This window comes from Legionella quinlivanii, assembly GCF_900461555.1.
Lineage (GTDB): Bacteria > Pseudomonadota > Gammaproteobacteria > Legionellales > Legionellaceae > Legionella_C > Legionella_C quinlivanii.
In genome coordinates this window covers 1,931,994-1,947,689 of the sequence record NZ_UGOX01000001.1, presented here as the reverse complement: position 1 = coordinate 1,947,689, position 15,696 = coordinate 1,931,994, and the positions used below count along the sequence as shown (strand labels likewise).

The window sequence follows — 15,696 nt, the reverse complement described above, 5'->3', positions numbered from 1 at the left end:
CATTTCTCTCTCATGTATCTTCATTACGTTCAAAATAGGTTGTCAGGGTCATTGTTTGATTATGCAATTCACAACTGCCCAGATTAAAAGGAGATAATTCTCCATAAGAATAAAAACCAATCTGGGTGGTCAGTGGAGGCAGAGCTTCCAAAGTAGATTCTGTTTCTTCTTCTGTACGCTCTCCCAACAACAAGCGTCTCCCTACACAGCTCACGGCAATTGCCAATACGGGACTGTTTATGGCTTCATCATCGCCATAAAGCCTGTTTCTTGCCAACTCACCTGCTTCATTGGCACTGGTTATCAATCGGTCGAAATTAGCACGCATTAATTGAGCCTGATAGCCCATCGGCATGTCACCGGCAAATATCAGCGATTGCGTTTTTTCGTCAACGCCAAGAATCGTTCTAACGAGCTGCACAGGGTTTTTTGTGTTTCCGTCTTTAATGGCTAAGGGATAAAGCAATCCGGAAGCTGGCAGCTCGGCCGCACGGTCCCCAAGATATTCTTTATAGAGATGTAATGCTGGTTGGTTGTCCAGTTCGTATAAAATATTGCCTTCAGAGCGGGTTATGCGTCGAGCCGGTCCAAATATATCCCAGCCCCCCTTAGAGGCGTGGCCTACCTGGATATAATTGCCATAAAAGCCTACAGCGACTACATAGTTGTCAATGATTTCACCATTACATAATGTCCAGGTATTATTAAAATGGCTGCCGTCAGCTGCCAGTCCTCCTGTGATAATCAAGCCTTCTTTGGTATTATCATTTAAACCTTTTACCAGGGCTGTTCCATTGACGGTCAAGCCATCTGATAAAACAAAAATACTTCGCAGATCCTTACTTTGCAATTCATTTGCAATTAATTCGCCGGCTTTATAGGATTCTGACGGTTTACTTATTTTAGCTGTACACAAGCGAAGTGGCGTTTTATCAAACTTTACGACCGCTACAGCCAGACTGTCGTCCAGAATACGAGATCCGAATATCTCCCCGGCAGTTGAGCATCCTATTATTTTGGACTTTTTATAAATATCGGCTAATTGTCTCAAGGGAACCGGATAGTTTAGAAAAAAAGGAGAGGAAAACACGATTACCAGAGTGTTTTCTGAATCAAGATTTGGAAAGTTATCGACACTCCATCCTCTGTTTTTTATATACTGAAACGATTGAATTTGCATGCTCTATACTTTTCCTGATTGCTATTTAATGATCACTAGGAAAAGTATAGTTTATAAAATCAACAATTTCTTAGGCTAGTCAGCCGCTTCCTCGGTTGGCGCTTCTATATCATGGGCAAGAAGCCGGCGATAGGCTCGAAAATAAGTAATAGGGGATTTAGCGAATAAGTCAGTCAGTTTTTCCATATAGATACAGGCGAAACGATCTACTTGATAGGCAAAATAACTTTCTTCTGCACCTGCTCGAAAGGTTCTGCCCCAGCGTTTGTTATAAAAGGTTTGCTGTTTTTGCAATAAGGATGAGATCTCGGTGTCAATAGCCACAATTTTTTGTTGTAGTTCGCTTAATAGTTCTTTGCCTTCCTCAAAGTGCTCTTCGATAATTCTCGAATGAAGCTCGACATATTGTTTCTCCAGTTTTTTCTTTGCATTCATTGAGCCAATAATCTCTTCTTCAATCGGAAGAGAATTCACCTGGGCCCGTATTTCCTCCCCAAGCTCCTCAACGACCAGAGCAGTACGCCAGTTGCAATCTTTTTTCAGGCGCAGGATATCACCGTAAATGTGATCTCCAATATAGAGAATTTCATCACCATTTAACTGCAGATCGTCGGTAAATTTTCTGGCATTACCCCCCTGATAAACACCATGGCTAATCAAACCATTGGTGTTGGTCATCGTTCCATCCTGCGGGTTAACCGTCAGAAAGCGAAGATTGTCATAAAAAAAGCGGGGTTTATTGGCAAGCGTTATGACTATCTCAAAAAAATCCTGCCAGGTTTCATTTTGACCGAGAAAAGGATTGATAGCAAAATCGAGTAAAAGCTTGGAATAAAAATAATCGGAATTCGTCAGGATAAAAATCTTCTTACCATAGTGGACATAGCGTTTCAATCCAGCCACAAGCTCAGGATCCTTTTGAACGAAACTTTCGAGGTGTTGCGCGATATAATTTTTAATACTGCCGTCCGAGTGGGCTGTATCTACACAATACAAAACATCCCTGGCAATTTCTGAATAGCTGGGCAAATCATCCGGAGATTCATCCTTGTAATCTACTAATTGTCCATACAAAACGCAAAATGCAATCGAGAATGAGGTATCAATCGCCATGTAATTGCTATCTTTCAAATCCACATAAGTGCTTCGATAGATTTCTTTTTGCTCGGCAAAGCTGATTAGACGGGTGCCGTGATAGCTTTGTCGTATAGCACCATAACGGCTTAACTTAAGAATATTTCCATTTTTACTGTCTATAATCAGGCCGCGAATTGCATCTGAAAAGTTAAAGGTAAAGTTTAAGACAGCTGATGGATATTTTTTTTGCTCAACCAGTTTCCTGACGACGATTTGATAAACAAGAGCCTCAAAGTTCTCTGTATTGTATCGAATGAGTGTATGATCCATATCCAGACCAATATACTTAATCTTTTTCATGTTCAATATTCGGTTCACAAACACAGGCTGAGACATCTGACATTCCTTACCAGTTATTCAAATTGGGACAATCTGGCGCAATTACCCATAAAAACTGCATCCTGCCAATTACCCAAATAATATTTCTATCACCAGAGGCGACAACAAAGGCCTTTATAGCATTACAGAACAAATTATTCTACTTTTGCATTAGTAAGAAAACAGGGTCTTATTCTTTTGCAGATTATTGTTTATCATTCTAGCAGGCGGTAAAGCCAGCTAAAGGAGTAACAGAATGACGATATCGTATGATGAATTTGAAAAAGTTGATTTACGTTCAGGCACTATTGTAAAAGTCGAGCCATTTCCAAGGGCAAAAAAACCAGCCTATAAAGTCTGGGTAGATTTTGGACCAGAGATCGGCATACTGCAAACTTCCGCTCAAATCACAGTGCACTATACCCCAGAGTCTCTACCCGGGAAAACAGTGATAGGCTGTGTAAATCTGGGAGAGAAAAATATTGCGGGATTTACCTCTCAATTTTTGCTGGTCGGCTTCTCAGACTCTGAAGGGGCCATATGCCTGGCTACTATCAATCCCTTTGTACCCAATGGAAAAAAAATGCATTAGGGTCGTGAGAGCGACCCTGCATTAATTGATTCGATTTGTTCTTTGAAAACGGCATTCTTCTCTAAATCGTGCCGAATTTCTTTGAAGCTTAAATGATTTGAATGTCTAAATGAATCAAGTACTCCATTAACATACTCAGTACTTTTGAATGGACCAGCGTCGCGAATCTTTATTTTAATTGTAAGTAGTGCATGAGAGATATTTTCTTCATCTGAATAATCAATAGCATTCGCTAAGTCTCGTATCTGCTGGATAAGAATTGGTACAGTTCCATCCAGACCTTCCATCAGCTCATCATTATTTAATATGTTACATACAGCAGTAATATTTTCTTTCCGCTCATCCTCAGGCACTCGTATTACATTATTCCTGATTTTAAAATTATTGGGAACGCTAACGCTATTCGATAAGTTGCCTGGAGTGGGGGCATCTGCAGGTTGACTGGCTTTTGATTGAGATGGTTTTTGAGAAGACATCAATTCATCTTGTTTTATACCATCTATAATCTTCTGTAGCCGGCTTTCTATTTCATTTAAAACGGAAGGATCAAGTTCTTTTTGCAGATCGTTTTGTTCCTTGATCTTTTCTTTTAAAATCCTTAGGTTCTGTAGGGATTGTTCTAAAATACTCAGATATTCCGAAGAGTTCGATAAGGTAGCCGCCGCGTTCTCCAGAGCAGTGACATGTTTATTGATGTCTAATAATAATTTCCTTAAAGTAACCTGTTCACTCTGTATAATTTTCCAATTGGGCGTCAAAACATGAGCCAGTGAAGAATAACGCTCTGCAGCATGTTTGCTTAATTTAAGGATGTTCTCTCCTAAATTAGTATCCATTATTCCCTTAACAAATCTATCTTCTGACAATAGCAAAAACTCTTCGGACGCACTGGGTAGATCATACTGCTTCGCCATCCTGATACCATAATCTATAGCGCTTAACGCTGATTCAATCCCGGATCTGTTTCCTATCATTAATTTAATGATGTTCAAACTCTCTTTCGCGCGTTTCGCTTCTGGAAAATCAAAACGAGCCCACTCTTTATCTTCAGGAAATTTATCTAGCATATAGGAGGCCTGATATCCGCTTCCTTGTAGAATCACAACATATTCTTCTAACAGAGGATTAATTTTAGTCTTTAGAAATTCTTTGTATTAGTTAACGTTTTCATTCTGAGTTTCCAATGGCAGGAGTTCTTGTGATTTGAGTTGAATATATAGCTTATAAACGGAATCCAATTGATTTTTCTGATTATTCTGTAGCTCTTTTAGTTCCTGCTCCAGGGTATTTTTTATTTTTATTGCATCAGCAACTATTGTGTTCACTTCATCAGCCAAGGGAGCCAGGTCTATTACGGGTTGTATCGTTCCACTGTTTATCAGTTCCAGTTGTTCATTCAACGTATTCAAGATTGGTAACGTTGCCGCTGCTTGTAAATCCTTCAGGCTGGTATTGTCATCTGTTTGAGAACTATATTCTGGTACAACAGATTCTCCACCAATGTTAAATGATTTGATATGGAGCAAAAATTCATTGAAATCTTTTTGTGCTGCAGGAGTAAAAATATACTGTCTAAACGAACTATTTTCCAGCGCAGCTATTTTTAGATTGTCTCTGCGGGTTTTGATTAACTCGGCATATGACTTTCTGCTTATTTCATTTTCCTCAGGTATATAAAATTCAACAAATTTTTCAATATAATCATCAGACAAAGCTAAAACTCTTAGCATTGCCTGATTTATTTCAGAGCGGTATTGTTCATTAAACGAAAGCGTTTTTGGAAGAAAACTCAGCCAATTGCTTGCGGAAAATGTGCTTTTAGCGGGTAATTTAGCAATGGTTTCAGATGTAAGATTAAATTTAAGGTTATAATTCAATAGAGATGCGAGGCTCTGATCACCATCAATTTTTACAACTCTGTTCTGACCATCTACACCTATGTTGCCATTTTTTAAATCCATTTCCTCAAGAAAAACTGCGACCAACATGGCTTGTCCCAAGCCCGTAATATCTCCTTTTTCAAAACGGCTGCCATCATAAGGCAGATCTTTGTATGATTCTATTTTTTCTGAGCAGACAAAGTATGTTGTTTCATCATGCGCAATGCGTGTTTGCTGTTGATGAGGAATGAATAATCGAAAAAGCTCCTGTGCCAGCACCTCATGCCTGGCAATCTTATGATCATCGGCAATCTTGACAATCCACTTCCCAGTGAGTTCAGAAAATGTTCCTTCAGAAAATAAATGCGTGGCCGCATGTCCTTTTTCAGGTTTAGGCCCTATGAAATTATTATAACTTAATAAAGAAAGAACCATATTCAGCCTTATCAATAACCTTTTTGTAATTATGGTGAACAGAAAAAAGAAAATCCAATTATATGAGGTGTCGAAAGGCTGGATTAAAGAATGACGGTCGCATTTGAAGCTAGAATGTATACCCGCCTGCTGTTTGAAAAAACTCCTAATATACCTGGCTATTACTCGCTCTTTTCAAAATCTAACAGTCGCCAGTTTTAGACGTGTCTGTCAGGTCAAAATTAGTTGAACATATCTAAGTTCCGCAATAATTGTTAATGGTTAGTGATTTGGCCTTCATTAAAAAATAGTTGACCAAAATAGATTCAAAATGTTAATATTGTGTTCTTAATTTGAGGGGGGGGGGGTAAAAATGGCTCGTTTTTTTAAACCTAATTTATTGGGAACTACGTTTCTTCGTATGGCAACAGAGGGAAAGAAATACAAAGAAAATCAAGTTTGCTTTTTTCAAAAATTTGAGTCAGCTTCAGATTTTGCATCGCGACTTGTCAGTCTGGTTGTCGCTCCAATCATTTTCACAGTAGTATCTGCGGGATTTGCTATAGTAGCAGCTGCTCAATTTTTATGGGGTCTTTGCAACTATGTGGCTGGCAATATAAAAGGTGGGAATCACGCTATGGGGGAAGCTTGCGATAAAATAGGCTTTTCCCTGATGGCTTCACTCATAGCTGTAGCAAGTGTTCCTTTAAATTTAGTGGATTTAGGGGGCGCTTTATGGAATTCTCTGCCTTCCTGTTCCGAAGAAGACTTTAGTGAAGCACCAGGCTTTAATTAATTTTGCAAGAATATACTTTCCCCTCCGCAAAAGCAGTGCGTATTTTGAGTTTCGCATTGTGGAAGTCAGATGTTTAATTACAGGGGCTAATCTAGAATGTACCCCCTTGGTATTAACGTAACCATTGATTCGTTGGCGTCCCGGAGAGGATTCGAACCTCCGACCTGCCCCTTGGGATGGGATTTAATAACCATCTCCAAACTACCAGACTCGCTATGAAGCGCGCAGCAAGATCTTCTGGGCTATAATTGCTATGTTTTATAATCACAAGCGGCTTCATTCGTTTTTGGGATATGTCTCTCCAAATCAATTCGAAGCGCAGAGGGAAATGGCTTTAAAAAAAAGTAGCTCAACTGGGTTGTATCGTTTACATAGTTAATGCATTTTTAAAAACAGGATCGGCAACTGCATGGATTACACCATTAACGTAAGAATCACGTTGCGATTGCGATAAAGTACTTATAAGGCGGGCATTAATTACGGTGTGCAGAGACACGGGATTTGACCGCTTTTTCTCAACATCGTACTCAGAATTAAATAAAGTGACTCCAAAAGCAGCTGAGCGATTTACATTGCAAATTGAGAGAGCGTACTTCTGTTCTTCTTCGGATAGATTAATTTGTTCTGATTGATCACCTTTTTGTTTTTGGGGACTTACTTTCTTGATTAGATTGGCTTGTAATAAATCATCCTCAATTTCAATGTCCTCTTCGGTATATTCATTCCTAAATAGAAAGGAATTTAAATTTACCAGCTTTTTATTGAATGCTAGATTGTCCATAAACGCAATGAGCGTCGCTTCGAGAAAATATGAGATTACAAATTTTAAATCGCTCAACTGTTCTGGATTAAATTTCAGAGAATCAGACTCCACTAAGTTCATGCACTCATTAAGACTCTTGGCAGCTAAATGATAATCGTGCCGTTTAATCAGCTGCATGGATTCATCAAACTTTAAAATTATGTTACGTGGAATAATTATTGTGGGCAGATTCTTTGCAAGAAGAAAATTGTCATAGTTAGAAAAAGGTATCTGCATATTATTGGCGCGAAATCTAGCCATTTCCTTTGTGATTATGCTGCTTTTTGTTATTTCATCAAGATGGGGGCTCTCGACAAAATACTCGAGTCGTTCCAAATGCGAAAGATCAATCAAATCCTCAAATTTTATAAACTTGGGATTAATAATTTCTTCTTCTTTTTCTTTTACTGCATTCGGTTGATTCTTTGCTCCAAAAAATGTCAATTTGTGAGCTGATTTATTTGACGAGATACACTCTGGTGCAGTTAGCTCGATGTCATTATTGGGAGTCATTGCCGGGTCAATTGGGCGAGAAACGGCTTCCCCCAATGTCTTTTTTGTACGCATTCTTTCTTTCCGAAACCAAGCATTAACTTTTACATAGCTAACCCCAATTCTTTCTGCTAATTGGGTTTGTGTAGACTTACTGGGTCTGGTGTCCTGCTTAAATGCGTCTTTCAATATAAGGCGTTCAGGCTCTTTAAATCGATTGGCCTTCCTGCCATTAATTTGAGAATTTGGAACTGATTTCAAATCGTAATCAGTAATTGGTGCTAGCCTTTTGCTCGGAGTCCTGCTTTTTTTAAGACTTGTTCTTTTCATCAATAAACTACTAAAAAATAATTTGATTTGCAAAATTATAATAGTTAAACATTAAGAAAAAATTAATAAACCTGATTAAGTTTTAATCAATTTATCGGCTTGTCATATGTGAACAGTAAAATACCGCACAAATTTGATCACTTAAATATGGATAAAAAGGATTATGACATTTGGCTAAACATGCGCCCTAAATATTAAGTTATAACGCATTGGATTAATTGACCTCCCGGAGAGGATTCTAACCCCCACCTCTCCCCCTGGATGCAGAAATAATTACGATCAGGCATGTTGGAAAGATCATTTATGTATAGCTAAAGTGAGATCCTGTTCATGTCGTGTGGGCTGGCTGTCAACGCGTTCTGTGAGATGCTTTCCCAGGCTTTATTTTGATGATAAAGGTTGTACGAGCTAAAAAATTGTTGAGTCGGAGCCTTTCCAGTAGTGCCAGTATAGCGAAAAGCGGTCGACAGGTTTTCCTTAGTGGTCTGTAGTGCTTCTATTAGATCATCACTCAAATGAGTACCTGCTGCATAGATTTGTTCTTTGTTCCGTAGCAATAAAATAGACTTTTTGAAATCAGTTTCCACCATACTCTGTGTAGAATAAGCCCTGAGTTTGTAACAGGCTGATTCAGTATTATCTGCTACTATAATTGTCAATTCCAGTATTGTTGCTAAAGCCATTAAGGTATTGTCATCACCCGGATGATTTTCATTCAAGTAAGCGTCAAGCGCTTCCCGAGAAAGATCCTCGTGGTTATTTCTTAAGAGTTCGATGACCTTCATACGAAGAATTGCCTGCGCGGTTTCAATCAATACATGTGAGTTTTTGAAGAATGACTGCTCAGTACAAGGTGTCAGTTTGTTGAATACTTTCTTATTGACAATAAACAGTTGTCTGGCAACCGCTCTATACACATCGCAGGCGCGGGCAATTGATATATCATTCACGAGCTCAGGATTTTCCTTTGGCAGCAAATCTTTTTCAGAAAGATGCGATCGTGTCGCCTTGGCTTTCAAGGCTTCTCTATAATTAATAATTTTTTCTATCTCGATTCTTTGACAATCAAGCTTAATTGTATGAGAGTGGATCTCTGGATCTGAATGCGATGTTAGTTTGGCTTTAATTGCATTTAATAAGGAACCTAGTTCATGTTGATAATGGTTGCGATCATTCATTAGTGTGCGCACTTTTTCAAATAAATCTCCAACCTTTTGCTCAGCCCGCAACTTATTGTTTTGCATTGTTTTCTGCAGAAAATATTGAAGACTTTCGATGTTGGTATTCAATAAAACCGTTATTTTCTTCAAATGCGGTAAATGCAATATTTTTCTTACCACCTCAACAGTAGTGGGATAATCATGCGTCGAAAATAAGCGAATGGCTCCTATTAATAATTCATAATTTTTAGAAGCACGAGCCAGAATAGCGCTTAAATTATGCCCATTATCCTGTTCAAGAGCGTTTTGCAGCAATAATGAACGCTCTTTACGAAGCGTGCTTAAATGCAGATTAATAAGACCCCACTCATCACATTTCGTATGAGTGTGCTTTTCCAGAATAAACGGTTTCAGAGCCTGGGTGACAATGCCATGTTCAATCATATTTCTTAATGCATTCGCCAAAGGTCTGGAGAAAAGCCGGCTACTATGGAAGAAACCTAATGTTGGATATTTTGCAGAGAAGGCAAAAAGATTTATCTTATAGACCGCTGCAGGCTCGTAAGCAATTAAATGGCCTCCATACAAAGCGGTTATCAGAATTTCAATTGGAGAGCTGGAATTGGTTTTCAAATCCTCATACTCAAAGCGATACACCGTAGTCATCGCGTTATTTATTTTGTAAGTGCTGTCTTTTTTTATCGAATAGAGTAAAGAAAAAAGATAACTATCTTCATGTTTTTCAAAAATATACTCTATTTTAATTTGAATAAGACCTGCTCTTGCAGCCTCTACTAATTTTTCATTATTAGGGTGTTTATCCGCAGCATCAATTAATGCTTTAGGCAAGAGTAGGGGAAGATGTTCCTTATTATGGGGTTGTATAAGCACCACTGGAATATTTCCCAGTGTTTGAGCAAGCAAATCATGGCCATGCGTTTTTGTCGACAGTTTATTTAAAAGAGGGGCTAATGCATCCGCTGACAATTCAAAGCAGGTTTGACTTCGTGAGGGTAATTGTGAACGAAAAAGCATTTGTAACATTCGATGATATTGAGTAATAACGCCATATTCCTCTGCGTGAATCTTATCCATCAATTGTTTATATTCGTCAGGTAATTGGGCATATTTCCCAAATTCACGACGTTTGGTATTGACCAGTTTTACCTCCTCTGATGAGAGGGGAACGTTTATATTGAATTTGTTTTTATCATCATACAATTGCCGTTCAACGAACTTGCCATTAGCAATAAGCATCACCCGTATGCTGTTATTCTTTAGCAATTCAGTGATAACCACTGCATTACTTTTTATTGTTTGAGGAGCAGCGGCTTTATTATGCTTTTTATAATTCGGCCAATAGCACAGTTCATCATTTTGATAGTCTCTAGTCAGTCTACCGAGTGTTGTTTCATTCTCTCTTGCCAAATCCCAGGCTACCGCCTGACTATTAAGCCGAGTTATTTCTTTATCTTCTGTGGTCAGTTCTCTGTAAGGCTGACGCTGTCTTATCATTTGCTCTGCTTTTTCCAAATCAGCGAAAATGTTATTGGTCAGATTGCATAACCAATCCGTATTGGTGTGTAAATGCTCAACGAAGGAATAAAGATTTATTCCAAGATTAAGGATTGCCGGTATAGAAGCACGCTCATTTTGACTCAGCCCCTCCTGTAGTAATGCAAGACTTTCTTCTAAAATTGAGCAAATTAAATAATAGTTGGGCAGTAGAGCTTGCGAGAGTGTCTCATCATATTTAACCAGGTTCCTCTGGATGTACTGGACAGCATTCAAAGGATCGACAATAACACCGTCCTCAATAGTGATATTATTCGCCCCATCATAAAGCGCTTCTCTGGCCGCAAAGCTGGAGTAACGTGATAGCAGGTGGCTAGGTTTGAATTTAACCCTTGAAATTTTTGTTATGACTTTCGTTATTGATGACTCAACCTGACGGGATAGATTTTCCTGGCTCTTATGAAGCTGTAAAATCCGGTTTTCATTGTGCCTGCTTTCGTCAGTCAGTTGGGCAACTCGATGCTGATTGCTATTTTCAGCGTGATTCAATCTGATGTCGATAAATTCCCTCTTAACATCACCAAAACCCTGCCCAAGCTGTTGCGATACTTGTCTCAGCTGCTCAGATACTCTTTCAACACCTTCCTTTATTTGCGCTGCCAGAAGTCTTCTCATTTCCTGAATAGGGTCTTTAAACAGATTCCAGCCAAATACACTATCCAATAATCTTGCACTGAAGTTAATCAAACTCGCCAAAGGCGTTATTAACTTATCAATAGTAAATCCCGTTCCCATTTTTTTCCAGGCGTCAACAAAACTCATGGTACTGAGTAAGGTGTCACCGTCACTGGTAAATCGGGCTCGGTTTAATTGCCTTATAGCGATAGCTATTTTTTCGCCGGTGCGATATATCGTATAACCATTCCGTATAGCATTGACGCCACGGGCAAAATATCCTGCCGTTTTGTTTAGACCCATACCTTGCAGCAAAGGAAGCATACCTAACAATTCAGTTGTTATGCCATTCATCGCGTTATCTATATCAGCCTTGAGTGCATCGATTTTACAAAGCTGCTCTTTGACTGTTTTCTGCCACAATACCCTTGCCTCTATCTCATCCTTGGTATAGCCCTTATAGAAATCAGCATGAATTTCATCAAAGAGGTCCAACATTGGAGCAATGGGTTTTTGCTGTTCATAGAGTTTGTCCAAATTATCAAGTGTTGTCTGGATATTTTCCACGTCTTTTTGAGCTGTTAGAAGTGATAATGCATTGTCAGAGAGGTGGGCATTCAGTTGGTTGATATCGTCTATTAATCGGGATCTTTTTTTATCTGAAGCATTAAACAATTCGGTGCCTTTTCGATTTCGATCTTGTTCTAATTGGTTCTTCTCAGAGAGTAACTCTGCAACAGTGGTCTTAGCGAAATTCAAATCGTCCTGATATTCAGTTGTTAATTCGCGGATCCGGGTTAATAATGGCGTTCCATAAGCATGCCCTAATTGTTCAAAACTTAATTGTGTTTTAGCTGCAAGATTATGCTGGGTATGATAACTGGCTTGTTGCAAATTATGACTTAGGCCGCTCGCAAGCGAGTCGTATTTTTCAAAACGAAGCTGGTGGGCAAGCAGTTTTTTCTCCACTTTATTTTGCGCGTTCATATTGTGCAGTGCTGTCAGGTAAGAAGCTCCTTCCAATGCCAAGGTAACGGCTGGATAACAATTACCTGCAAATTTATGCAATATAGACACACCGGCTTGTATTTCAGCGGGTATTTTGTTTGCGGTCAGATCTTTTATTTTATATTGAATTCGGATTTGCTCAGCAATTACTTGCTGCAAGACGATACCGGTAGATTGTTTGAAGCCACCTAAACTTTTATTATGTTGATTAATTTCATGAATTTGATTTTGAATTGCTAAAAAGCGCTTTTCACGACCGATCAATTCCAGTGTGATATCTTCAGCCATTAATGAATAAACATGATGTCTGAGATCAGGAAGCGGCATGTTTGGATTTTGTAAATACTCTTTTTTGCGGCTTTCATCGAGTATAAGCCCGTACCCTTTTATTTTTTCTTCGAATCCGCGAATGATTTCTGACTTCTTTGTATCAAACTGCTTATCTTCTTGCTTAAGACCATGAAGTCTAAATACAAATTCAGCAATTTCTGCACCTATTTTAATCGTATCCGGCAACACCTCGGCTAGTACGGTCTTAGCGCGTCGTTCACCCGTTTCAACAGGTTTGAATCGATCGATTAACTGCCGATAATTCGCAGTTGTCTTTGCCACTGTTTCATCAGCAAGGGATAAATCTTCCTTATTACTATAACGTTCAATAATTTTTTCTGAGGCTGTTGCAACCATTTCTTTGAAAAGTTCAATGGCATCATCAGGTGAGGGGGGTTCTGCCTTGGAACTAGCGTCTACAGTTTGTGCAAACCAGACTGCTTCCGCCATTCTCTGATTCATCCACATTAATTTGAGAGTAGTAAGCAAAAGATCTTTAAACGACGTTTCATCATCCTGAATGGGTTCACCGTACAGACTGACTATTTCTAACAATTTACTGGCACAGGGCTCGATTATGGTGTCGTTAAGCGCATTAAAACAATCACTCAACTTGTCCGCACACAGCTCGACAAAAGAAGTTATCCCAGCGCTTAACTTTTGTTTACCGACGCTGATTCCTTTGCAAAGATAGGGCAAACAACCGGATTCCACTAGTAAGAACTGGCGTAGAGAGAGTTCTTCCTTTAAAGGTTGTGGCAAGTCTGTGGGAGAGGTTGCCGAGAGATAGGACGAAACCGCTTGATCATATTCTTCTAAATCAATTCGATCTCCCACATATGAAGCAATCTCAACACCCAAGCCAACAGGACCAAGTGCCAGCATCACTGCAAAGTCAGTAACCAGCTCTTTACTTACTTTAAGCAGTGCATCACTATAATTTGAAGTCGGGTTATTGGCTACTTCCTTCAAGATGGACATGATGAAGATATGTTTAACAAACACAGTTTTAGGCAATACTCCCTCCACTTTCTCCAGCATTATCGTTGAACCAATATTATGCGTATCAATGATTGCATTTAATGCAGATAGCCCCATCGATTGAGATGGTGGTGCTTCAGGGGATTGTTTCATTTGCGATCTCTCTTGGATAAATTACTTACTTTGTGTACTGTTGATTGTCTTTGTCTTTAAAAGGGGATAATCTTGCTTGCTACAATTCTGAATAACTCTAAGCCCTCACAACGTTAAGGATGCAGTATATTCACTGTCATTGTTTGCTATTTGTTTTTTTATTGGATGAAAAAATCGGTTGCTTGGAGATGGCTTTGTTGTCGGAGATAATTGCAAGCGCTCAGATATTTCAATCAGGAACGATTTTTTATCTTCATCTATTTCGCTGGAGTGACTTTGTAAGCTATCTAGTGTTTCTCTTAAACTGCGGGTTCGAAAATGGCCTTTTTTTGCGGGTGCGAAATAAGCAATTAAGCTTTCACAAAAAATTGTATTATAAGCTGCTGAATTGGTCTTGAGACATAATAGAATCGTTTCTTTATAGAATTGCTCCGCTTTCGCCGAATTCTGATTGGAAAGATCTATCGCTTCGCCATAACAACCAAGGATTAGGAGCTCCACTAGTTTTTGATAGTCCGATAATTGTATTTTTTGCTTATCCAATTGTCTGAATTCTTGCAAAAGATAACTAATTCTGAATAGGTTGGGATGTTGTGCACATGTGATTAGCCATGGAACCAACTGGTCATGTAGGTGAATGGGATCAGCACTCAAGCTTTTAACATAGTCAAAGCTTGCATGAAGTTCATCACCGAATTGCAACAACTGTGCTTTTACTTTATTTAATTCTTCATCGGATTGCTTACCTAAGCTCAAGCTAGCTCGAATAAAGAATTTTATAATTCTTCCTAGTGTAATTATTTTGGCATTTCGTTGGAGAAATTCATTCACTTCTGAACACCGATCGTAAGGGAATAAGTTTCCCAAGAGTGGTATATTGATTATTTTTAAATTTAATTTTAAGCCTTCTTTTAAGCTACTCAGCCCCATATTACCAATTTTATTAAAAGTTAAATCAATGCTGGTCAGGGTGGTATTGCATTTAAAGGCTTCAGCTAAATATTCAGCCCCTAAATCAGTAATAGAGTTGAAACTAAGATTAAAGTCCTCAATACTCCTGTTCAATGACAAGGCCATTCCTAGCATTTTTGCCGCATCGTTCCCAATTTTATTACCTTTTAAATCAACTTTTGTAAGCCGATTATGGGCTATAAGAGAGGACATAAGTCTTTGCATGGGGCTTGAACAAAGACGGTTGTGAGCTACATTGACTTGTACATTCCGTTTATTTCTATCTAATGCCTCAAACAAGGATGCCATTCCCTCAGCACTTATCTGATTACCTGAAAGTTGGATTATTGAAATTGAAGGATTATCCAATAACGCTTCTGCCAACTTTACCGCTCCCTGGTCCCCAACTTCATTATTGTCAAGGCAAATTTTAACTAAAGTTTTATTAGTCTTTAGTGCTTCAGCCAGCTTTACGGTACCTAACTCACCAACTTCATTAGAAGCAATATAGATATATTCAAGCGCAGTATTAACTTGTAAGGCTGTAGCAAGTTTGGTCGCACCTAAAGCAGTAGTTTTAGTAGATGTTAATCCGAGAGTTTTAAGTGTAGAGTTCGTTTTAAGCGCCTCAGCAATTGCCTCTACTCCTTCATCACCAATGTCATTAAAAGATAGGCACAAGTTCTTAATGCTCGCATTTCTTTTTAACATCATGGCAAGTTGGGCAGCACCTTTTGGCCCAATTTGATTACTAGCAAGATCTATACTTTCAACGTAACTATTCCCTTTTAATGCCTCAGCCAAAACCTCACATCCTTGATCAGTAAACTTCTCCTGGAGTAGATCAACATGCTTCAGATCGCGGGCATTTTCAATTAATTGTTCTAAAATATCACATAAATGCATTGCCGGACTCTCTTTGGTATCTGAAATCAATAAGATTAAATACTTTTACAATTCCATTTCATTCGATCGTGGCAGA

9 protein-coding genes, 1 tRNA gene and 1 pseudogene are annotated in these 15,696 nt (G+C 38.8%); 3 read left to right on the top strand and 8 right to left on the bottom strand.

Translation table 11 applies throughout. The annotated features are described in order from the left end of the window. Window positions 1-10: 10 nt before the first annotated feature. Both DYH61_RS08400 and DYH61_RS08395 read right to left on the bottom strand, forming a co-directional pair. Entirely contained in the window at window positions 11-1,180 is a 1,170-nt protein-coding gene (locus tag DYH61_RS08400) for an FIST signal transduction protein (protein WP_058507454.1), read from the bottom strand. 75 nt (window positions 1,181-1,255) lie between these two features. Beyond that, a complete protein-coding gene (locus DYH61_RS08395; RefSeq protein WP_058507455.1) occupies window positions 1,256-2,653 on the bottom strand; it encodes an HAD-IG family 5'-nucleotidase in 1,398 nt (465 codons plus the stop codon). A 238-nt stretch (window positions 2,654-2,891) separates the two neighbouring features. Here DYH61_RS08395 and DYH61_RS08390 point away from each other — a divergent pair, with 238 nt between their 5' ends. Then, window positions 2,892-3,227 (top strand): tRNA-binding protein, encoded by a 336-nt coding sequence (locus DYH61_RS08390; protein ID WP_058507456.1) that lies wholly within the window; start codon window positions 2,892-2,894, stop codon window positions 3,225-3,227. Here DYH61_RS08390 and DYH61_RS15870 read toward each other — a convergent pair. Further along, window positions 3,224-4,294, bottom strand: a complete 1,071-nt coding sequence (locus tag DYH61_RS15870) for a SidE phosphodiesterase domain-containing protein (protein ID WP_058507457.1) — start codon at window positions 4,292-4,294, stop codon at window positions 3,224-3,226. The two genes, DYH61_RS08390 and DYH61_RS15870, sit on opposite strands and share 4 nt — an antisense overlap. 87 nt (window positions 4,295-4,381) lie before the next feature. Beyond that, complete coding sequence (locus DYH61_RS15865) at window positions 4,382-5,542, bottom strand: hypothetical protein (RefSeq protein ID WP_058507458.1); 1,161 nt, start codon at window positions 5,540-5,542, stop codon at window positions 4,382-4,384. Window positions 5,543-5,894: 352 nt separating this feature from the next. On the opposite strand from DYH61_RS15865, the gene DYH61_RS08380 reads away from it, so the two are divergent. After that, entirely contained in the window at window positions 5,895-6,317 is a 423-nt protein-coding gene (locus tag DYH61_RS08380; RefSeq protein WP_058507459.1) for a hypothetical protein, read from the top strand. 133 nt (window positions 6,318-6,450) lie between these two features. On the opposite strand, the gene DYH61_RS08375 is transcribed toward DYH61_RS08380, so the two are convergent. Beyond that, a tRNA-Ser gene (locus DYH61_RS08375) sits at window positions 6,451-6,527 on the bottom strand. On the opposite strand from DYH61_RS08375, the pseudogene DYH61_RS15860 reads away from it, so the two are divergent. Further along, window positions 6,517-6,696, top strand: a pseudogene (locus DYH61_RS15860) (IS3 family transposase); the annotation flags it as partial. The gene DYH61_RS08375 and the pseudogene DYH61_RS15860 overlap by 11 nt on opposite strands. On the opposite strand, the gene DYH61_RS08365 reads toward DYH61_RS15860, so the two are convergent. The 3 genes from DYH61_RS08365 to DYH61_RS08355 form a co-directional block, all read right to left on the bottom strand. Continuing rightward, entirely contained in the window at window positions 6,685-7,941 is a 1,257-nt protein-coding gene (locus DYH61_RS08365; RefSeq protein ID WP_058507460.1) for a homeobox domain-containing protein, read from the bottom strand. The pseudogene DYH61_RS15860 and the gene DYH61_RS08365 overlap by 12 nt on opposite strands. Window positions 7,942-8,252: 311 nt before the next feature. Further along, window positions 8,253-13,763 carry a hypothetical protein gene (locus DYH61_RS08360; protein WP_058507461.1) on the bottom strand — a complete coding sequence of 1,837 codons (5,511 nt, stop codon included), beginning with the start codon at window positions 13,761-13,763 and terminating at the stop codon, window positions 8,253-8,255. A 105-nt stretch (window positions 13,764-13,868) separates the two neighbouring features. Then, on the bottom strand, window positions 13,869-15,620 hold the full coding sequence (locus tag DYH61_RS08355; RefSeq protein ID WP_058507462.1) for a leucine-rich repeat domain-containing protein: 1,752 nt from the start codon (window positions 15,618-15,620) through the stop codon (window positions 13,869-13,871). Window positions 15,621-15,696: the final 76 nt, after the last annotated feature.

Coding starts and splice junctions, on each gene's coding strand:
- DYH61_RS08400 (WP_058507454.1), bottom strand. CDS start 1,180: ATGCAAATTCAATCGTTTCAGTATATAAAAAACAGAGGATGGAGTGTC.
- DYH61_RS08395 (WP_058507455.1), bottom strand. CDS start 2,653: ATGTCTCAGCCTGTGTTTGTGAACCGAATATTGAACATGAAAAAGATT.
- DYH61_RS08390 (WP_058507456.1), top strand. CDS start 2,892: ATGACGATATCGTATGATGAATTTGAAAAAGTTGATTTACGTTCAGGC.
- DYH61_RS15870 (WP_058507457.1), bottom strand. CDS start 4,294: ATGCTAGATAAATTTCCTGAAGATAAAGAGTGGGCTCGTTTTGATTTT.
- DYH61_RS15865 (WP_058507458.1), bottom strand. CDS start 5,542: ATGGTTCTTTCTTTATTAAGTTATAATAATTTCATAGGGCCTAAACCT.
- DYH61_RS08380 (WP_058507459.1), top strand. CDS start 5,895: ATGGCTCGTTTTTTTAAACCTAATTTATTGGGAACTACGTTTCTTCGT.
- DYH61_RS08365 (WP_058507460.1), bottom strand. CDS start 7,941: ATGAAAAGAACAAGTCTTAAAAAAAGCAGGACTCCGAGCAAAAGGCTA.
- DYH61_RS08360 (WP_058507461.1), bottom strand. CDS start 13,763: ATGAAACAATCCCCTGAAGCACCACCATCTCAATCGATGGGGCTATCT.
- DYH61_RS08355 (WP_058507462.1), bottom strand. CDS start 15,620: ATGCATTTATGTGATATTTTAGAACAATTAATTGAAAATGCCCGCGAT.